Annotated in this window: 17 protein-coding genes; 9 read left to right on the top strand and 8 right to left on the bottom strand. The window is 54.2% G+C overall.

From position 1 onward, the window contains the following. Nucleotides 1-84: 84 nt before the first annotated feature. Complete coding sequence (acrR, locus tag C3406_RS00915; RefSeq protein ID WP_103824068.1) at nt 85-738, bottom strand: multidrug efflux transporter transcriptional repressor AcrR; 654 nt, start codon at nt 736-738, stop codon at nt 85-87. Between the two features lie 142 nt (nt 739-880). Here acrR and acrA point away from each other — a divergent pair, with 142 nt between their 5' ends. The 5 genes from acrA to C3406_RS00890 all read left to right on the top strand — a co-directional run bounded on the left by acrA (nt 881) and on the right by C3406_RS00890 (nt 7,076). Further along, entirely contained in the window at nt 881-2,074 is a 1,194-nt protein-coding gene (gene acrA, locus C3406_RS00910; RefSeq protein ID WP_103824067.1) for a multidrug efflux RND transporter periplasmic adaptor subunit AcrA, read from the top strand. 22 nt (nt 2,075-2,096) lie between these two features. Further along, nucleotides 2,097-5,237: a multidrug efflux RND transporter permease subunit AcrB gene (gene acrB, locus C3406_RS00905; RefSeq protein WP_103178504.1), complete on the top strand. Its 3,141-nt coding sequence runs from the start codon at nt 2,097-2,099 to the stop codon at nt 5,235-5,237. A gap of 489 nt (nt 5,238-5,726) precedes the next feature. Beyond that, complete coding sequence (tomB, locus tag C3406_RS00900; protein WP_103824066.1) at nt 5,727-6,119, top strand: Hha toxicity modulator TomB; 393 nt, start codon at nt 5,727-5,729, stop codon at nt 6,117-6,119. Nucleotides 6,120-6,127: 8 nt separating this feature from the next. Then, on the top strand, nt 6,128-6,346 hold the full coding sequence (locus C3406_RS00895) for an HHA domain-containing protein (protein WP_103826472.1): 219 nt from the start codon (nt 6,128-6,130) through the stop codon (nt 6,344-6,346). Between the two features lie 265 nt (nt 6,347-6,611). Continuing rightward, complete coding sequence (locus C3406_RS00890; RefSeq protein WP_103178502.1) at nt 6,612-7,076, top strand: YlaC family protein; 465 nt, start codon at nt 6,612-6,614, stop codon at nt 7,074-7,076. 50 nt (nt 7,077-7,126) lie between these two features. Here C3406_RS00890 and ykgO read toward each other — a convergent pair whose 3' ends face one another. Beyond that, nucleotides 7,127-7,267: a type B 50S ribosomal protein L36 gene (gene ykgO, locus C3406_RS00885; protein ID WP_103824065.1), complete on the bottom strand. Its 141-nt coding sequence runs from the start codon at nt 7,265-7,267 to the stop codon at nt 7,127-7,129. Nucleotides 7,268-7,524: 257 nt separating this feature from the next. On the opposite strand from ykgO, the gene C3406_RS00880 reads away from it, so the two are divergent. Beyond that, nucleotides 7,525-9,093, top strand: coding sequence for an EAL domain-containing protein (locus tag C3406_RS00880; RefSeq protein ID WP_103824064.1), 1,569 nt, complete (start codon nt 7,525-7,527; stop codon nt 9,091-9,093). Between the two features lie 32 nt (nt 9,094-9,125). Here the strand turns inward: C3406_RS00880 and C3406_RS00875 are convergent, their stop codons facing one another. From C3406_RS00875 to yczE, 4 genes are all read right to left on the bottom strand, one after another. Then, complete coding sequence (locus C3406_RS00875) at nt 9,126-9,479, bottom strand: DUF1428 domain-containing protein (protein ID WP_103824063.1); 354 nt, start codon at nt 9,477-9,479, stop codon at nt 9,126-9,128. 59 nt (nt 9,480-9,538) lie between these two features. Next, the gene (locus C3406_RS00870; RefSeq protein WP_103824062.1) at nt 9,539-12,625 is read right to left on the bottom strand and encodes a beta-galactosidase; all 3,087 of its coding nucleotides are present in this window, start codon (nt 12,623-12,625) and stop codon (nt 9,539-9,541) included. Between the two features lie 104 nt (nt 12,626-12,729). Continuing rightward, nucleotides 12,730-13,803, bottom strand: a complete 1,074-nt coding sequence (locus C3406_RS00865) for a LacI family DNA-binding transcriptional regulator (protein ID WP_103824061.1) — start codon at nt 13,801-13,803, stop codon at nt 12,730-12,732. A gap of 76 nt (nt 13,804-13,879) precedes the next feature. Beyond that, nucleotides 13,880-14,488: a membrane protein YczE gene (gene yczE / locus C3406_RS00860; protein ID WP_103824060.1), complete on the bottom strand. Its 609-nt coding sequence runs from the start codon at nt 14,486-14,488 to the stop codon at nt 13,880-13,882. 84 nt (nt 14,489-14,572) lie between these two features. Between yczE and yczR the strand changes: the two genes are divergently transcribed. Further along, complete coding sequence (gene yczR / locus C3406_RS00855) at nt 14,573-15,994, top strand: MocR-like transcription factor YczR (RefSeq protein WP_103824205.1); 1,422 nt, start codon at nt 14,573-14,575, stop codon at nt 15,992-15,994. Between the two features lie 142 nt (nt 15,995-16,136). On the opposite strand, the gene C3406_RS00850 is transcribed toward yczR, so the two are convergent. Next, the gene (locus C3406_RS00850) at nt 16,137-16,355 is read right to left on the bottom strand and encodes a hypothetical protein (RefSeq protein ID WP_032616855.1); all 219 of its coding nucleotides are present in this window, start codon (nt 16,353-16,355) and stop codon (nt 16,137-16,139) included. Next, on the bottom strand, nt 16,352-16,603 hold the full coding sequence (locus tag C3406_RS00845; RefSeq protein ID WP_039032396.1) for a hypothetical protein: 252 nt from the start codon (nt 16,601-16,603) through the stop codon (nt 16,352-16,354). Before C3406_RS00845 ends, C3406_RS00850 begins: the two co-directional genes overlap by 4 nt. 367 nt (nt 16,604-16,970) lie before the next feature. Between C3406_RS00845 and C3406_RS00840 the strand changes: the two genes are divergently transcribed. Together C3406_RS00840 and C3406_RS00835 are read left to right on the top strand one after the other, a co-directional pair. Then, a complete protein-coding gene (locus tag C3406_RS00840; RefSeq protein ID WP_158250555.1) occupies nt 16,971-18,002 on the top strand; it encodes a DarT ssDNA thymidine ADP-ribosyltransferase family protein in 1,032 nt (343 codons plus the stop codon). A 6-nt stretch (nt 18,003-18,008) separates the two neighbouring features. Further along, entirely contained in the window at nt 18,009-18,734 is a 726-nt protein-coding gene (locus tag C3406_RS00835) for a DarT1-associated NADAR antitoxin family protein (protein WP_103824058.1), read from the top strand. Nucleotides 18,735-18,742: the final 8 nt, after the last annotated feature.

Raw genomic sequence — 18,742 nt, 5'->3', positions numbered from 1 at the left:
GACCGGGATGACCGGCGTGAAGAATATCACGGCAGTCGAAAGCAAAATAGCGTGAACTGTTGGCTCCTGGATAATTCCTGGGAGTCAGGCCAGAAGCGGCTCAGGCTGCGCCCGTAGCGTGGGACAGAGCTGGTACATCTCCAGCAGGATCGCGACATAATCACGGGCTTCACGTTGCAGATCAAAAGTCTGGGGAGCAAACAGCCAGTTTTCCATAATGCCGGAAATATAGCTGCGCATCAGAATGGCGGCGCGACGGGTCAAAAGATTAGCCGGGAGCATATTGGCTTTAATACAGTGCGTCAGGGTTTGTTCGATCCGGTCGTAACTGGCCAGACAGAGACTGCGCTGCGCCTGCTGCACCACCGCCATCTCCCCAACAAATTCACATTTATGGAAGATGATCTCCATCATAAGACGACGTCGTTCTTCAATAACTGTCGCCTCAAGGATATAGACCAGAATCTCTCTTAAAACTGAGAGTGGATCGTCAGGGAATTTTGCCCGATACTCAGTCTCAAGATCTCCAATACTGGATTCTGAAAGCTCCCAAATTTCACCAAATAAATCTGACTTATTTTTGAAATGCCAGTAAATCGCTCCCCGGGTAACCCCAGCAGCCTGAGCAATCTGTGCCAGAGAGGTGGAGGAAACCCCCTGTTGCGAAAACAAGCGTAAAGCGACATCAAGGATGTGTTGGCGTGTTGCAAGTGCTTGTTGTTTGGTTTTTCGTGCCATGCGCAGGTGAATTTACAGGAGCCAGATTTACATACATTTATGAATGTATGTACCATAGCACGACGATAATATAAACGCAGCAATGGGTTTGTGGACGCTTGATCCATTGATCAATTTGAAATCGGAAACTCGAGGTTTACATATGAACAAAAACAGAGGGTTAACGCCTCTGGCGATCGTTCTGATGCTCTCAGGCAGCTTAGCGCTTACAGGATGTGACGAAAAACAGGCTCAACAAGGAGCGCAGCAGGTGCCAGAGGTTGGTGTCGTGACGCTCAAAACCGAACCTCTCCAGATGACAACAGAATTACCCGGCCGAACCAGCGCTTACCGTATTGCTGAAGTGCGTCCACAGGTAAGTGGCATCATCCTGAAACGTAATTTTACTGAAGGCGGCGATGTTAAAGCGGGCGAGTCTCTGTATCAGATTGATCCTGCAACTTATCAGGCGAACTACGAAAGCGCGAAAGGCGATCTGGCCAAAGCGCAGGCTGCTGCAAAAATTGCCCAGCTGACCGTCAACCGTTATCAGAAACTGTTGGGTACCCAGTACATCAGCCAACAGGAATATGACAGTGCGCAGGCGGATGCCCAGCAGGCTAATGCTGCGGTCGTCGCTGCGAAAGCTGCCGTTGAAACCGCGCGTATCAACCTGGCCTATACCAAAGTGACCTCCCCTATCAGCGGCCGTATTGGTAAATCCGCTGTGACCGAGGGTGCGCTGGTACAGAACGGCCAGACCACTGCGCTGGCGACTGTGCAGCAACTTGACCCGATCTATGTCGATGTCACCCAGTCGAGCAACGATTTCCTGCGTCTGAAACAGGAGCTGGAAAATGGCACCCTGAAGCAGGAAAACGGCAAAGCAAAAGTTGAGCTGGTTACCAGCGACGGCATCAAGTTCCCGGAGACCGGCAGCCTCGAGTTCTCTGACGTGACGGTTGATCAGACTACCGGTTCAATCACCCTGCGCGCCATCTTCCCGAACCCGAACCATACGCTGTTACCGGGTATGTTCGTTCGCGCCAGCCTGGAAGAAGGGATCAACCCAACCGCACTGCTGGTACCACAGCAGGGCGTGACCCGCACTCCGCGCGGCGATGCCAGTGCGATGGTGATTGGCGCTGAAGACAAAGTCGAAGTTCGTCAGATTAAAGCAACCCAGGCGATTGGTGATAAATGGCTGGTGACTGACGGTCTGAAAGATGGCGATCGCGTCATCATTACCGGATTACAAAAAGTTCGCCCAGGCGCCAAGGTAAAAGCGCAAGAGGTCACGTCTGACAATCAACAACAAGCCTCAGCAGGCGGTCAGTCAGAACAACCTAAGTCTTAACTTAAACAGGAGCCGTTAAGACATGCCTAATTTCTTTATCGATCGCCCCATTTTCGCGTGGGTGATCGCCATTATCATCATGCTAGCCGGGGGACTTGCGATCCTGAAGCTGCCTGTCGCGCAATATCCAACCATTGCGCCGCCAGCAATTTCAATCGCCGCAACCTACCCAGGGGCTGATGCAAAAACGGTGCAGGACACCGTCACGCAGGTTATCGAACAGAACATGAACGGTATCGATAACCTGATGTACATGTCCTCCAACAGTGACTCAACCGGTACTGTTCAGATCACCCTGACCTTCGAGTCAGGTACGGATGCGGACATTGCCCAGGTTCAGGTACAGAACAAACTGCAGCTGGCGATGCCACTGCTGCCGCAGGAAGTACAACAGCAGGGTGTGAGCGTGGAGAAATCCTCCAGTAGCTTCCTGATGGTTGTCGGCGTTATCAACACCAACGGCACCATGACGCAGGAGGATATTTCCGACTACGTGGGCGCTAACATGAAGGACGCTATCAGCCGTACTTCTGGTGTCGGTGACGTTCAGCTGTTCGGTTCTCAGTACGCGATGCGTATCTGGATGGATCCGAACAAACTGAACAACTTCCAGCTGACGCCGGTTGACGTGATTAACGCCATTAAAGCGCAGAACGCCCAGGTTGCAGCCGGTCAGTTAGGCGGTACGCCGCCGGTTAAAGGCCAGCAGCTGAACGCCTCGATCATCGCCCAGACCCGTCTGACCTCTGCGGATGAGTTCAGTAAGATCCTGTTGAAGGTGAATCCGGACGGTTCTCAGGTGCGCCTGCGCGACGTGGCGAAGGTGGAACTGGGTGGTGAAAACTACGACGTGATCGCGAAGTTTAACGGCCAGCCGGCATCCGGTCTGGGGATTAAACTGGCGACTGGCGCCAACGCCCTGGATACCGCGACGGCGATTCGTGCCGAACTGAAGAAAATGGAACCGTTCTTCCCGTCAGGCCTGAAAATCGTCTACCCGTATGACACAACGCCATTCGTGAAAATCTCCATCCACGAGGTTGTGAAAACGCTGGTAGAAGCGATCATTCTGGTCTTCCTGGTCATGTATCTGTTCCTGCAAAACTTCCGTGCGACGTTGATTCCAACCATCGCCGTACCGGTGGTTCTGCTCGGGACCTTTGCTATCCTGGCGGCCTTTGGCTTCTCGATAAACACCCTGACGATGTTCGGGATGGTGCTGGCGATCGGCCTGCTCGTGGATGACGCCATCGTGGTGGTCGAAAACGTCGAGCGTGTGATGTCCGAAGAGGGACTCCCGCCGAAAGAGGCGACCCGTAAATCGATGGGCCAGATCCAGGGCGCCCTGGTCGGTATCGCCATGGTGCTGTCAGCGGTATTTATCCCGATGGCCTTCTTCGGTGGTTCTACCGGTGCGATCTATCGTCAGTTCTCGATCACTATCGTTTCCGCGATGGCCCTGTCGGTACTGGTGGCACTGATCCTGACCCCGGCCCTGTGCGCCACCATGCTGAAACCGGTGGCAAAAGGCGATCACGGCGAGAACAAAAAAGGCTTCTTCGGCTGGTTTAACCGCATGTTCGATAAGAGCACGCACCACTACACCGACAGCGTAGGAAATATCCTGCGCAGCACCGGTCGTTATCTGCTGCTCTATATCATCATCGTGGTCGGCATGGCCTACCTGTTTGTTCGTCTGCCAAGCTCATTCCTGCCGGACGAAGACCAGGGTGTATTCCTGACCATGGCTCAGCTGCCTGCGGGTGCTTCCCAGGAACGTACCCAGAAAGTGCTGGATGAGGTGACGGATTACTACCTGAACAAAGAGAAAGCCAACGTTGAATCGGTGTTTGCGGTTAACGGCTTCGGCTTTGCGGGTCGTGGTCAGAACACCGGTATCGCCTTCGTCTCTCTGAAAGACTGGGCTGAGCGTCCGGGCGACGAGAACAAAGTTGAGGCCATTACGGGTCGTGCGATGGGCACTTTCTCGCAGATTAAAGATGCGATGGTCTTCGCCTTTAACCTGCCAGCGATTGTTGAACTGGGTACGGCAACCGGCTTTGACTTCCAGCTTATCGACCAGGGTGGTCTGGGCCATGAGAAACTGACTCAGGCGCGTAACCAGCTCTTTGGCGAAGTTGCGAAACACCCTGACCTGCTGGTTGGCGTTCGTCCGAACGGCCTGGAAGATACGCCGCAGTTCAAAGTGGATATCGATCAGGAAAAAGCCCAGGCGCTGGGCGTCTCTATCAGTGACATCAATACCACACTGGGCGCAGCCTGGGGCGGTAGCTACGTCAACGACTTCATCGACCGCGGTCGCGTGAAGAAGGTCTACGTGATGTCTGAAGCGCAGTACCGTATGTTGCCAAGCGATATCAACAACTGGTATGTGCGCGGCAGCAACGGACAGATGGTGCCATTCTCAGCCTTCTCCACCTCACGCTGGGAATACGGTTCGCCACGTCTGGAACGTTACAACGGTCTGCCATCCATGGAGATCCTGGGTCAGGCGGCACCGGGCAGAAGTACCGGTGAGGCCATGAACCTGATGGAAGAACTGGCCGGTAAACTGCCAGCAGGCATCGGCTACGACTGGACGGGGATGTCCTATCAGGAACGTCTGTCCGGCAACCAGGCCCCTGCCCTGTATGCTATCTCCCTGATTGTGGTGTTCCTCTGTCTGGCGGCGCTGTACGAGAGCTGGTCGATTCCGTTCTCCGTTATGCTGGTCGTTCCGCTCGGCGTTATCGGCGCCCTGCTGGCCGCCACGTTCCGTAGCCTGAATAACGACGTTTACTTCCAGGTGGGCCTGCTGACAACCATTGGCTTGTCGGCGAAGAACGCGATATTAATCGTCGAATTCGCCAAAGATCTGATGGATAAAGAAGGGAAAGGCCTGATTGAAGCGACGCTGGAGGCGGTACGTATGCGTCTGCGTCCTATTCTGATGACCTCGCTAGCCTTTATCCTCGGCGTTATGCCGCTGGTTATTAGCTCGGGTGCAGGCTCCGGTGCACAGAACGCCGTAGGTACCGGTGTAATGGGCGGGATGGTGACCGCAACCATCCTGGCCATCTTCTTCGTGCCGGTCTTCTTCGTGGTCGTACGTCGTCGTTTCAGCCGTAAGAACGACGAAACCGAACACAATCATCCGGTGTGATGACCCCGATTCGGGTTTAAACCTTAAAAAGGCCGCATATGCGGCCTTTTTTTCAGCAATTAAAAATCATAAAATTAGCTTATTGAGGGTTTATATATTTAATGTAACCCTTAAACGGCTTATCATATTTAACCTGGTTCTATTACAGAAATTCTCAATTTTTTGCGTCACGTCTTAGGTATTAAGAGTATTCCTGGTGTTTTTTTGATTTTAAACGCTCGGACCTATGATTTTAAGTGTGGCCGGAAAATCACATAGGGGATAAGTAAAGAGCTGTATCAGGATAAAACAATATATAACATAGCGACCGCCAGAGCCTGTAAAATGCTGCGTAATTGTAATTTTTCGTAATAGCGCGGTGAAATCCTGATTAGAGTAGATTATAGTTAAAGCAAGAGGCATAACAGTAGTCATTGACACTGAGTCAGTTGTACCCTTCCCGACAACGATGTTCGGTGAGTAAAAAATCACTCAAAAAGGGGATGCGCTATGGACGAATACTCGCCCAAAAGGCAAGATATTGCACAGTTGAAATTCCTTTGTGAATCCCTGTACCATGACTGCCTGACCAATCTCGATGAAAGCAACCATGGCTGGGTAAATGACCCTACTTCTGCCATTAATTTGCAGTTAAACGAGTTGATTGAGCATATTGCTACCTTCGCGCTTAATTATAAAATTAAGTATAACGAAGATAATAAGTTGATTGAGCAGATTGACGAATACTTGGATGACACTTTTATGTTATTCAGTAGCTACGGCATTAACGCACAGGATTTACAAAAATGGCGTAAATCGGGCAATCGGCTTTTTCGTTGTTTTGTCAATGCGAGTAGAGCTAATCCGTTAGTTTCTCCGGTTAAAATTATTACAAACAATTAGGTGAATTTATGTCTGATAAACCATTAACCAAGACTGATTATTTGATGCGTTTGCGACGCTGTCACTCCATTGACACCCTGGAACGCGTCATTGAAAAAAATAAATACGAGCTTTCTGATAATGAGCTTGCGGTATTCTATTCAGCAGCCGATCATCGTCTGGCTGAACTTACGATGAATAAGCTGTACGATAAAATCCCAACCGCTGTATGGAAGTTTGTACGCTGATTGTCTCTCACAACTGTCAGAGATAAAGACTCTACTTTCAGATGTTTCATCCTTTGCATGACAGGCCGTTCTCCATCGCTGGGCTAGTGCCATCGTTGGGGGGGAAGCATTGCGTTGTACTGAACAGCCAGCCATCTCATCCCACCCGCCCTTTCCTGGTAACTGTTATGATATTTCTTAGCATAACTGTTACTGTCCACAAACATTGTGGTCACTTAAAATATACGGATCCTTCGTATTAAGTTGAATTCAGAAAGGGCAGAAGATGACCGAGATACAACGCCTGCTTACCGAAACCATTGATGATCTCAATGTTCGCGAAAAGCGTGACAACAAGCCGCGCTTCAGCATCAGCTTTATTCGCAAACATCCTGGTCTGTTTGTCGCCATGTATGCGGCGTGGCTTGCTACGCTGGTGGTGATGCTGCAATCCGAAACGCTGATTGGTTCCGTCTGGTTGCTGGTTGTTTTGTTCATCGTCTTTAACGCCTTCTTCTTCTTTGACGTTAATCCGCGTTATCGCTATGAAGATATTGATGTGCTTGATTTCCGGGTCTGCTACAACGGTGAGTGGTACAACACGCGCTTTGTGCCTCCTCAGCTGATCGAAAATATTCTGCATTCCCCTAACGTCGAGTCGCAGCAAAAAGAGAAACTGCAGAAGATGATCGCCACGAAAGGCGAGCTCTCTTTCTACGATGTCTTCACCCTCTCCCGCGTAGCCGCCTGACCCCGACTCTGGCCTGCCGCCGACATCAGCGGCAGGCATCTTTATCCCGCTTAACGTCTCTTCTTACGCCCCTGCACCGCCTTAAAGCGCGGATTAGATTTACAAATGACATATAGCCGCCCTTTACGCTTCACAATCTGACAATCAGGATGGCGTTGTTTAGCGCTGCACAATGAATTCAGAACCTGCATGTCTACCTCAATATGATTTGTTATAACATAACAATTAGCATATCCGAGTAGAGGTGCAAAAACAACCTGCGCCTGTAACGATCGTCGGGTTTTCGCTCTGTGAAAAAGTCACTTAAAATGATATTTAATTCAGTGTCTCAATTGCTGAATGAATTCACTCTCAACAGCGTGCTATAACACTACACTTCAACGGCTTTTTCGTTTTAATGTCATCGGCTTGGGCGCCCTATACCGGCGTTATAAAAGGAAACAGGAGCATGACAACCCGACACCTGGTCAGTGTGGTTACATGTGTACTCATCATTGCTGTCCTTGTTCCTGTCTGCCTGAGCATCTGGCTGGCACACCGCAATGCAGAAGATAAGTTTGTCGATGATCTGAATAGTTACTCTTCGCGCGTACAGATACGTACCGACAGAGTGATTAGCCAGGCGGAATCCGCTCTGAAGGAGATGCACTCTTTTAACGGAACACCCTGTACTTACGAACATGCGATGGCGATGCGCCGCGCCTCCTTTTCCTGGCGCTACATTCAGGAAGTCCTTTACGTTGAGGATCTGAAACCGCGCTGCTCGTCGCTGGAACAAGTGAGCCATGCCGCCCCGTTTCCGCCAGCATTGCGCATCACCGCCGATGGCTACCGGGCCTGGGTCACCTCACATAACGATCTGGGCCTCGACCGCTATATGGCTGCGATTGGCACAGAGCACTACATTGTCATGATCGATCCGGCCTCGCTGATCGATGTGATCCCCTTTGGCTCATGGCCGATCGACGTCGCCCTGGTGGGGCTTCGCCGCAATATCGTTTTTGCCAGCAGCAACAAGCTGGATATGCAGGTGTTCCACGAAATGCAGCGCAATGGCAGCACGAATTTTCAGCATAACGGCGTGATGTACAACCGGCACGACGTATCTGACCTGGGCTTCACCATTGTGACGTGGTCCTCCCTGACTCCTTTGCAAAAGAGCTGGCATCACCAGCTTATTTTCTGGCTGCCTTTTGGCATCCTGATCAGTCTGCTGACGGCCTGGTTTATATTGCGCGTGTTACGCCGTTTGCAGTCGCCCCGGTATCGTTTAATAGATGCGATTAATGCCCGGGAATTCCAGGTTCATTTCCAGCCGATTGTGAATCTGAACAGCGGCAGACTCACCGGTGCGGAGGCCCTCGCACGCTGGCCGCAGCCGGACGGCAGCTATCTGTCACCCGATATTTTTGTCTCTCTGGCGGAACAGACGGGCCTGACCAACCCGCTGACGACACTTATCATTGAAAAAGTGTTTGAGGATATGGGCGAATGGTTACGCCAGCATCCGGGCCACCATATCTCGATAAACCTGGCGCCGGAGGATTTGATCTCGGGTACCGTGCTCCCGCTGCTGAGCCGCCTGCTGAATCAGTGGCAACTGCACCCTTCGCAGATTGCGCTGGAGCTCACCGAGCGCGGGTTCGCCGATCCCGCGGTTAGCGCCCCGGCTATTGCCGCATTCCGACGTGCCGGGCACTCTGTCTATATTGATGATTTCGGAACGGGTTACTCCAGCCTCAGTTACCTGCAGGATCTGGATGTCGATACGCTGAAAATTGATAAGTCGTTTGTGGATGCGCTGGAATATAAAAATGTCACCTCGCACATCATAGAGATGGCCAAATCGCTCGATCTGGACATGGTGGCAGAAGGTATTGAAACCGAAGGCCAGCTGGCATGGCTTCGTCTCCACGGTGTGCAGTACGGTCAGGGCTGGTTTTACAGCAAGGCGCTGCCGAAAGAGGCGTTTATCCAGTGGGCGGAAACGAATCTCGATCCCGAGAGCCACGCTTAGCGCCCGGCGGGAAGCGCCGTCGGGCGTCACGCTTATTCGTCCAGAAGCGGCGAGAAGCCGCCATAAATCATCCGTTTACCGTCGAATGGCATCGATTCGCCAAATTCTTTCATTCGGGGATCGTTCATCATCTTCCGGTTCGCTTCGTCGCGCACCTCTCTGGAAGGATATTCAATCCAGCTGAAGACCACTTCTTCGTTCTCTTCCGCCTTCACCGCCAGGCGAAAGTCCGTTAATTTGCCGTCGGGTACGTCATCTGCCCAACACTCTACAATACGCAGCGCGCCAAACTCTTTAAACAGCGGCGCGGCCTTCGCCGCCAGCTCGCGATAAGCCTCCTTATTATTCGCGGGAACGGCAACCACAAAACCATCGACATACTTCATCAGATAAACCTCCGAAGTGAATGTGCGGCCACGCGGTGTGGCCGCATCAGCGATTAAGTTTAGTTCTGTTGCCAGCTAAAGGCGTAACGCACCTTTTTCACCTGCAGGATAAACTCCGGAGAGACGCTTGGGCTCCAGGAGTCATCGCCCCCAACGCCCATATGGAACGCGTCGAGGTTCAGCCAGCAGCCGGGCTCCTCACGTAACAGATGGTGATGCGAGGTCTCGCGCAGCTGCGTCTGACTGTAGCGACTTACCGAGAAGTGAAAATCACCCTCCAGCTGATGCTGCCCTACATTCAGTTGACGCGTATCGCAGCGCAGGCCGTTGTCGGTCGGAAAAATGTAAGGAGTGTGCAGCTCAGCAAGCGGCAGTTCCCAGCGTCCCTGACGGGCAGCGAGCTTGCGATCCGGGTAGTTCTCATGCGGCCCGAGACCTTGCCAGCTTACGGTCTGCGGCGTCTGTGCCAGCTGACAGCTCAGCCCGATTCGGGCAGGCTCTGGTATATCACTCGCCACCTGCACCTCAACGTCGCCGTGCAGCACGCCCTGGCTATCGATGCGCCAGCATTTACGGCTCAGGAACAGCACCTGATTGTTGTGCTCCCAGGCCTGGAGCGTGGCGATCGTTACCCCCTGCGCCAGCTGCTCCCCCTCGCACTGCAGCAAACGCGGCGTCAGGCTGTACATCCCTGCCGCCTTCCAGCGTTCCACCCAGGCATTCGGATCGATGCGGGTCACTTCGCTGACGCCGATATCGTTATCCAGCGGGGCGCGGGTAAAGTTATCGGTCAGCGGCGAAAGCAACGTCGGCACGCCGTCGCGCCACCATTGCGTCAGGTTGCCGCTGGTGCGATCAAACTGCCAGCGCTGCTGCTGATGGGTTATGACCAGCGCGTCATCCTCACGGATCAGCTGTGGAATAGTCCCGGCAGCCTTTGGCGTCGCGATGCATAACGGCGCTGGCAAGGGCCATTGTTCCCAGGCGCAAAGGTGGTTTTCAGCGGACCACGGCGTGGCGGCAGGCTGAATAGTCTCAACGTTCAGCCACAGTTCGCCCGGCGCAGATGCCCACTGCGGCAGCGCGATCTCCAGCCGTTGCGTCCCTTGTGGCGGAATGTCCAGCGCCACAACGTCGGTGGCCAGCACGTCGCCATCGCGCATCACCGACCAGCGTAACTGCTCGTTGTCCGTGGTGCGGAAGAGATAATCGCTCTGCACCTCCAACACCAGCGGGGAGTGGCTTTGCAGGGTAAAGGTGAAGAACTGCTGCGCGCGCTGGGCCTCATAGAGGGCCGGATGCGGCGTGCGATCGGGGAAGACCAGCCCGTTCAGACAGAACTGTCTGTCATTCGGTTTATCGCCAAAATCGCCACCGTATGCCCAGAAAGGGTTGCCCTGTTCGTCATGCTTCGTCAGCGCCTGATCCACCCAGTCCCAGACGAAACCGCCCTGCAGACGAGGATGTTTGCGGAAGGCTTCCCAGTATTTAGCGAACCCGCCAAAGCTGTTGCCCATCGCGTGCGCGTATTCGCAGAGGATCAGCGGACGCGTCTCATCCGGCATACCGATCCATTTTTTAAGGGACCATTTCGGTACCGCCGAGAAGGGTTGATCCTGATCGACGCGGGCATACATCGGACAGACGATGTCGGTTGCCGCCGTATTCGCCCCGCCGCCCTCATACTGCACCGGACGGCCAGGATCGGTGGTTTTCACCCAGCGGTAAAGGGCGTCATGGTTGGCGCCATGACCGGATTCGTTGCCCAGAGACCAGATGATGATCGAGGGGTGGTTACGATCGCGCTGTACCATGCGGGTGACGCGTTCGCTCATGGCAGGCAGCCAGCGCGGATCGTCAGCCAGGCGGCTCATCGGCACCATGCCGTGAGTTTCGATGTTGGCCTCATCCACCACATAGAGCCCATAGCGATCGCACAGGCGATACCAAAGCGGGTGGTTAGGGTAATGCGAGCAGCGCACGGCGTTAAAATTGTGCTGCTTCATCAGCTCAATGTCGCGGCGCATGGTGGCTTCGTCCATTACCTGTCCGCGCTCAGGGTGATGTTCGTGACGGTTTACGCCACGGATCAGCAGCGGCTTGCCGTTGAGCTTCAACAGCCCGTTTGCGATCTCGACACGACGGAATCCCACATCGCAGGCTTCAACGTCCAGGATCTGGCCCTGCGCGTCACGCAACACGAGGGTCAGCCGGTAAAGAGTGGGGATTTCCGCACTCCACAGCGCCGGGTGTTCCACCTTCAGAGAAACATTTACCCTCTCCTGCCAGCTACCGCGCTCATCGACAACCGCAGAGCCCGGCTTGCCGATGGCGCTGGCGATACGCTCTCCGTCCCGCCACAGGTTTACGCTCACCTCGCACTCTGCGTAGTCGTTCCCGCCAAGGGTCAGCCCCAGCTGGAGCTGCGCGCGGTCATAATCAGCGTTCAGCTCCGTCACAACGTGATAATCGGCGATATGGGTATCCGGTTTATGCAGCAGGGTAACGTCGCGGAAGATACCGCTCATCCGCCACATGTCCTGATCTTCGAGATAGCTGCCATCGCACCAGCGCAGCACCATGACCGCCAGCCGGTTGCTGCCTGCCCGCAGGAACGCAGACACGTCAAACTCCGCAGGTAGACGGCTGTCCTGGGAGTAGCCCACCCACTGCCCGTTGCACCAGAGGTGAAAGGCGGAATTGACACCGTTAAAGACCAGCCGCGTCTGGCCGCTTTCCAGCCAGCTGGCGTCCATCTCAAATGTGAGCGAGTAACAACCGGTCGGGTTCTCAGCCGGGACAAACGGCGGATTCACCGCAATTGGATAGGTGACGTTGGTGTAGATCGGCGTATCAAAGCCCTGCATCTGCCAGTTGGAGGGAACGGGCATCACCACCGCATCCGCGCAATCCTCCTGCGTCCAACTGTCGGGAACCTGCTCGGGTGCAAGAAAGAAGCTGAACTGCCAGTCACCGTTCAGCGAGCGGATGGCCGGGGTTGGCTCCTCATCCCGCGCGGCCTGCTCGTCACGCCAGCCGCTCAGCGGCACGTGGGCAGGAAGTCGGTTCCATTGGGTGACACCGGGATTTTCCCAGTCACGACGGGCAAGAAGTGTGCTGAGGGTCAGCGGAGCTGGATGGGACATAGTTACCTCTTTGCGAAGCGCTCACAATTTATGGCTACAATGCCCTGTCAGGGTAACAGGGTAAAGCGGGAGAGCGTCATGAAGCGATGGCGATCACAAAAGTGTTAACGACGCGCCAGCTGTTCGGCCAGCAGCGCCAGCGATTTAAGCTGACGGGCCAGATCGTCACTTCCCTGCGGGATCCCTTCCCGGGCGGTGGAGTGGCGCTCGATAAGCGTCACCGGCAGGCGGGTTTGCGTCGGGGCCGCATCGGTAGTGCCCTGTTGCGCCAGCAGCCACTCCACGCTGCGCAGCCCCGCCTCACGAAACGCCTGACGAACCGTGGTCAGCGGCGGGGTAAACCACGCGCTGTCGGTGGTATCGTCAAAACCGACCACCGAGATCTGGCCCGGCACAGCAATGCCCTTTTCGGCACAGGCGCGCATCACGCCAAGGGCCATCTGATCGTTCGCCACCAGGATCCCCTGCGGGAGAGTCGCCCCGGCCAGCAGCTGATGGCCTTTTTCGTAACCTGAAGCCGCGCTCCAGTCCCCCTCCGCGACCGCACACGGTGCCAGCCCCGCCTCGCCTAAGGCAGACAACCAGCCGGCAAGACGCGCCCGGGCAGAGACGGAACTTTGCGGCCCGCCAAGCAGGGCGATCCGCTGATGGCCCAGCCCCAGCAGATGTTGCGCCCCCAGAGTAGCCCCTTGCCCGGCATCAAACACCAGGCTGTGTACCCGGGCGTCAGGGGAGACATCCAGAAACAGTACCGGGACCGGAAGGGCCTGCGCCTGCAGGCTTTCTGCCCGGGCGTCTTCAAGCGGCACGTTGACCAGCAGTCCTTCCACGCGCTGGGCCAGCAGCTCCTGCAGCGCCGCCATGCATTGCTGGGGATTTTCCACCATCGAGATCAGCACGCTCGCCCCGCGCTCGCCTGCCCGGGTCTTCACCGCCGAGGCAATTTGCGAAGGAGCATGCAGGGCCAGATCGGTGGTAATCAGCCCCAGGGTAAGGGTGCGTTTACCGGCCAACTGCTGGGCGCCGCGATTGGGAACATAGTGCAGCTCGGCCATCGCCTGCAGCACTTTCTCCCGGGTCCGGGCCGAGACGTGGGCCGCATCATTAATGACCCGTGAGACGGTTTGATAAGAGACGCCCGCGAGGCGGGCAACATCGTAGAGCGTTATGGCTTTCATGCGCTTCGCGTTGCAGTGACAGAGGTACCTATTCTGTCATAACGCCTGGCGTAAAGCATGTGAGCGCTTCGCAAAATCAGACAACGCGCTCAGGCTGCGGGGCTAGCGGGCGCGGTCTCTGACGAAACCACGGCAGACAGATCTGGATCAGCGGGCCGATGCTTAACGCATAGAGCACGGTACCGACACCAAAAGTGCCCCCCAGCAGACAGCCAGTCAGCAGAACTGAAATCTCAATCGCCGTACGCACGCTGCGAACCGACCAGCCGGTGCGGGCGTTAATGCCGGTCATCAGGCCATCACGCGGCCCGGCGCCAAATCCGGCCCCGATGTACATGCCGGTCGCCAGCGCATTAACGATGACCGCGCTGACCAGCAATACGCAGCGGGCCATCAGCGAATCGATAGCAGGAATAAACGCCAGCGCGACATCGGCAGCCAGGCCAATGGCAATGACGTTACTGATAGTGCCGAGCCCCGGGCGCTGGCGCAGCGGGATCCACAGCAGGAGCACCAACACGCCGGTCAGAATGATGACGGTGCCAATATCCATTCCCAGCAGTTTTGCCACCCCCAGGTGGAAGACATTCCACGGATCGGCCCCCAGATCCGCGCGCACAAACATCGCCGTTGACAGGCCATAGAGGCTTAATCCGACGTAAAGCTGAAGTAATCGACGTAACATGATCGCTCTCCGGTGGTTTCTGCTTTTATCATTGCCTGAAATGGCCCTATGATTAATGACCAGTTTTCAAAAAGTGGACTGCCTGTGTCATCACGTCGATTTGGAAGTCAGTCATTAGTGCGTCTGCTGGGTCACTGGCAGGAGAGCCCCTCCCGTACCCCGCTGTGGCGTCAGCTGACCGATGCCCTGCGCCTGCTGATCCTGGACGGCAGGCTGGCGCTGGATACACGCCTGCCGGGAGAGCGGGAGCTGGCTTTAACGCTGGAAGTCAGCCGGACCACCGTCAGCAGCGCCCTTGCCCATCTGCGGGATGAGGGCTACCTCGAAAGCCGACACGGCAGCGGATCGCGGGTGATCCTGCCCGACAGCCGCACGCCTCCTACCCGTGCCAACGCCAATGCGGCGCTGGATCTCTCTACCGCCGCCCTGGGCGCCGGGCCGGAGATCCATCAGGCCTATACCCACGCCCTGACCGCCATGACGCAGCATCTGACGCAAACCGGCTATGACCAGCTGGGATTGCTGGCCCTGCGCGAAGCCATCGCCGCACGCTATACGGCGCGCGGCCTGCCGACCCGGGCAGAAGAGGTGATGGTGGTGAACGGCGCCGTCAGCGGGCTGGCGCTGGTACTGCGCATGTTCACCGGGCCAGGCGATCGGGTAGTGGTGGATCACCCCACTTACCCGCTGGCTATCGCGGCGATTCAGGGGGCATCCTGCCGCCCTGTCGGGGTGTCTTTGCCGGAGACCGGCTGGGATATTGACGGCTTTGCCGCCACCCTCGCCCAGACCGCGCCGCGCCTGGCTTATCTGATGCCGGATTTCCACAATCCCACGGGCCGCTGCATGGATGCGACGAGCCGGCAAGCTATCGCCGCGGTGGCTGCCCGGGCCCGTACCCTGCTGGTTGTCGATGAAACCATGGTGGATCTTTGGTTCGATGCGCCTCCCCCTCCGCCGCTGGCTGCCTTCTGCCCGAACGGCAATGTCATTACCCTCGGCTCGGCGGGAAAAAGTTTCTGGGGCGGCCTGCGTCTGGGCTGGGTTCGCGCTCCGGCGCGCACCATCGCCACGCTGGCGCAAACGCGCGATACGCTCGATCTCGGCTCGCCGCTGCTGGAACAGCTGGCGACCCTGTGGTTGATTGAGCAGGGCGAAACCTTTTTACCTGCCCGACGGCAGATGCTGCGTGAGCGACGAGATGGCTGTGCCGCGCTACTGCGGGAGCATTTTCCCGACTGGCGCTTCCAGGTGCCGGAAGGGGGCTTATCCTACTGGGTGGAGCTGCCGGATATGCTGGCCACTCAGCTCGCCACCCGTGCCGAAGCGGCGGGTATTCATCTGGGGACCGGGACGCGATTCGGGCTTTCCGGGGCGTTTGACCGCTACCTGCGCATGCCCTTCTCTCTGGAGCCAATGGCGCTGGAAAACGCCCTGGTGCGGATCAAGCCGCTGTGGCTGGCGCTGATTAACGGTGGGCAAAACGTAAAACGTACCCTGGTGTAATCACCTTTTCGCCGTGGGCGAGTGCAACGCTGATATTAATTACGGGAAAAAAGTGAGCGGGCGCACAAATAATCGCGCATAACGGACAATTTAAAAATGTCTGACTGTAGTTGTTACAGTCAGACATTTTCAGCATGGGAGGTCAGTGCTGAGCAGGAATAGGAAAACCTTTCAGGGAAATAACAAAACTATCGCCTTCTTTCTTTATTTTTGCGCCGGTATCACACCAGTCAGACGCAATTCGAAAGAACTCATCACTGCCAACGTCCCAGCCCAGGCGGACATGTTTGACATAGCCAGAGCGCAGAAGCGTGCAGGCTTCGGAGTAGCTACTGGCGGTTGATTGTTGATGTTGTTTCATTTTTTCTTCTTCAGAATTTTTCTTAGTGCTTTGATTTCTTTAGGAGTAAATGGAGCTACACTCTCTTCTTCCGTATGCTGATTGTCGATATCCTCCTCCGTCACTCCTGCCTCATCTGCTACAGCAAATGCCATCTGCAGCAGCTTCTCAGTGGTAACGCTGAGATTCTCATTATTCACTTCGGCATAATGACGAAGTTTCTCTTTCAGCGCTTCGTCAATTTTTACATTCAGGACTGCAGTCGTCATCGTTTTTACATCCCTGGCTATTTTTTCTTAAATTAATACACGAAGTTAACATTATTATCCAGATATATATTCTCTGCTTATACATCATAAAAATGTCACACTTACCCTGCAGAAAATTTATGACAGAATAATGACAGCTATGTTTCATTATGATGACAATTTGCGAAATATACAGGTCAGTTTAAAAATATATAATATGCACACTATTGGTGTGGATAATGGTGTCGAGTCAGGGCATCTGCCATTACCTATCTCCCTCACCAAAAATAGTAGGATATCCATATGCTGCTTGAAGCAGGAGAAGAAGAGGAAATATTATTCAAATCTTTTCAACACATTAGTTAGCAGCGGAAAGCTGGAGCATATTATGTGGACTGCGATCGTAATATTCTTTGTTTTAGCGATCATCGGCAATTTGCTCGACAAAAAGAAAGCTACCCCCCCTTCTTCCAGACATAAATCTCCAACTTCATCAACTACAACAGTACAAAAGAATGACATCAGCCGCAGTACATCTGCGCAAACGAGGACGTCGTGCGCTGATCTGCCTCCGACAAACCCTTTTGTGAGGGTTCCCGTAACAACAGCCAATGTAGCATTGAGCATGCACGATGCCCGGGCTATGCTGGACAAGATCGAAGGATTTCGTGATTTTTTATTAACCCGCTATGCAATAACCGGGTTAACGCATCTCTCCCCCGCCTATGCGTCCGATCTGCACCATGCTTTTATGTGCACCGTAGGTCATCTGCATTTTTACGCTATCCAGCATTTTGACTGGCGAAGCGTCGTCGATTTCAGCGCGGTGAAGCGCAAACCCATTCCTGCGCTCTACCACTTCACTCACCTGTCGAATTTACAGAGTATTCTTGAGCACGGCATTCTTACGCGTAAACAACTGGATACTTCTGATCATGTCTTCCGTTACAATGATGAATTACGCCTGGATGGAGTTCGCGATTCGATTTCTCTGTCTATTGGACACGTAAATAACAAAATGCTTTTTAAATACACGCAAGGACTGCGCGATCATGAGTGGGTCATACTTAAAATCAAATCGGAACTGATATCTGGCCCGAAGACCCCCTCCTTCGATCATACGCAACTTTTGCAGAATAATGTTTTCTGTCGGAATAACGCGGCATCCTCTGAAATGACGGCTCTTAGTATTCGTGAGCGTCAGAGCTGGCAGGCGTTTCAGCATCTGTTTGCCGATGAGCATGGTGAAGACAGCGGGGAACGTCCATACGATGTACAGGCTGAAGTCCTGCATCTGTCCACCATTCCGCTGCACTTTATCAGCGACATTATTTTTTACGCGGCAGAAAACGTTCCAGCCTGGCTAACCGCTACAAATACCAATATTGTTATCGATCCTACCCGTTTCTCATTCAGGTAATTTTTTATGGCGAACCGCCCGGTCTTTATCCCTAAAGCAGAGGGTCCAGCTCTGGTTGAGATTGTTAACGTAGATTTTGCATGGTCTGCGGGCCTTTCTCTTCCCCAAAAGCAAAAATCAATCGCTTCCTTACACAGCAATTTTCGTCAGCGTTTTCCCGAAGCAAATGTACTAGAAGTATCCAGTAAATCTGAGGCGGAATTGGGACGTAATCTCAGCGCGTTCAATATGGGCATAACCAGCCGAAATGGGCAGTTTATCAGCGTCGAATCCCTGTTTCAGTCGTCTAAAGTGTTTACCTCTGCTGACGGTATCAAGGGGCCGTTTCGCGAATTAATGATGATGCCTCCAAAAGAGGCAAAACAATCAGAATTGCTGAAAAACTCCGGGCAACTTAAGCATTTCTCGTTTCGTCCTAATGAACAGCGCGAAGCGGAGATTTGGGCGTTGGAACCTAAAACCGCTTTTTACGACTGGCTGTATCTCAATGCGCTAAATATTGTTCCATGGAAAGAGCAGCTACTGACTTATAAGGCATTCACAGATATTGAGTTTAATCCCAGTAAATCAATCAATTGCCAAGCTTACTCAGTTGCCCTGTGGTGCGCGCTTCGCTTACGAGGGCTGGTGAACGAAGTAATCCCCCCACACCATGCATTTATTAGCATGATTGAGCAATTTACTATCCATAACACCAGCGATGGTAATACCCAAAATATGAGCCTGTTTTGAGGAGAAGT

Origin of the sequence: Leclercia sp. LSNIH8 (assembly GCF_002920195.1) — a bacterium.
GTDB lineage: Bacteria > Pseudomonadota > Gammaproteobacteria > Enterobacterales > Enterobacteriaceae > Enterobacter.
Note: the sequence above shows the minus strand (reverse complement) of the source record. Positions and strands in the feature narration are given on the sequence as shown.

Bases quoted from the DNA above. Each gene is read 5' to 3' on its own strand.
- C3406_RS00850 (WP_032616855.1), bottom strand. From the start codon at position 16,355: ATGAAACAACATCAACAATCAACCGCCAGTAGCTACTCCGAAGCCTGC.
- C3406_RS00865 (WP_103824061.1), bottom strand. From the start codon at position 13,803: ATGAAAGCCATAACGCTCTACGATGTTGCCCGCCTCGCGGGCGTCTCT.
- C3406_RS00890 (WP_103178502.1), top strand. From the start codon at position 6,612: ATGACCGAGATACAACGCCTGCTTACCGAAACCATTGATGATCTCAAT.
- C3406_RS00875 (WP_103824063.1), bottom strand. From the start codon at position 9,479: ATGAAGTATGTCGATGGTTTTGTGGTTGCCGTTCCCGCGAATAATAAG.
- C3406_RS00840 (WP_158250555.1), top strand. From the start codon at position 16,971: ATGTGGACTGCGATCGTAATATTCTTTGTTTTAGCGATCATCGGCAAT.
- C3406_RS00845 (WP_039032396.1), bottom strand. From the start codon at position 16,603: ATGACGACTGCAGTCCTGAATGTAAAAATTGACGAAGCGCTGAAAGAG.
- acrR (WP_103824068.1), bottom strand. From the start codon at position 738: ATGGCACGAAAAACCAAACAACAAGCACTTGCAACACGCCAACACATC.
- acrA (WP_103824067.1), top strand. From the start codon at position 881: ATGAACAAAAACAGAGGGTTAACGCCTCTGGCGATCGTTCTGATGCTC.
- C3406_RS00835 (WP_103824058.1), top strand. From the start codon at position 18,009: ATGGCGAACCGCCCGGTCTTTATCCCTAAAGCAGAGGGTCCAGCTCTG.
- ykgO (WP_103824065.1), bottom strand. From the start codon at position 7,267: ATGCAGGTTCTGAATTCATTGTGCAGCGCTAAACAACGCCATCCTGAT.
- tomB (WP_103824066.1), top strand. From the start codon at position 5,727: ATGGACGAATACTCGCCCAAAAGGCAAGATATTGCACAGTTGAAATTC.
- C3406_RS00880 (WP_103824064.1), top strand. From the start codon at position 7,525: ATGACAACCCGACACCTGGTCAGTGTGGTTACATGTGTACTCATCATT.
- C3406_RS00870 (WP_103824062.1), bottom strand. From the start codon at position 12,625: ATGTCCCATCCAGCTCCGCTGACCCTCAGCACACTTCTTGCCCGTCGT.
- yczE (WP_103824060.1), bottom strand. From the start codon at position 14,488: ATGTTACGTCGATTACTTCAGCTTTACGTCGGATTAAGCCTCTATGGC.
- C3406_RS00895 (WP_103826472.1), top strand. From the start codon at position 6,128: ATGTCTGATAAACCATTAACCAAGACTGATTATTTGATGCGTTTGCGA.
- acrB (WP_103178504.1), top strand. From the start codon at position 2,097: ATGCCTAATTTCTTTATCGATCGCCCCATTTTCGCGTGGGTGATCGCC.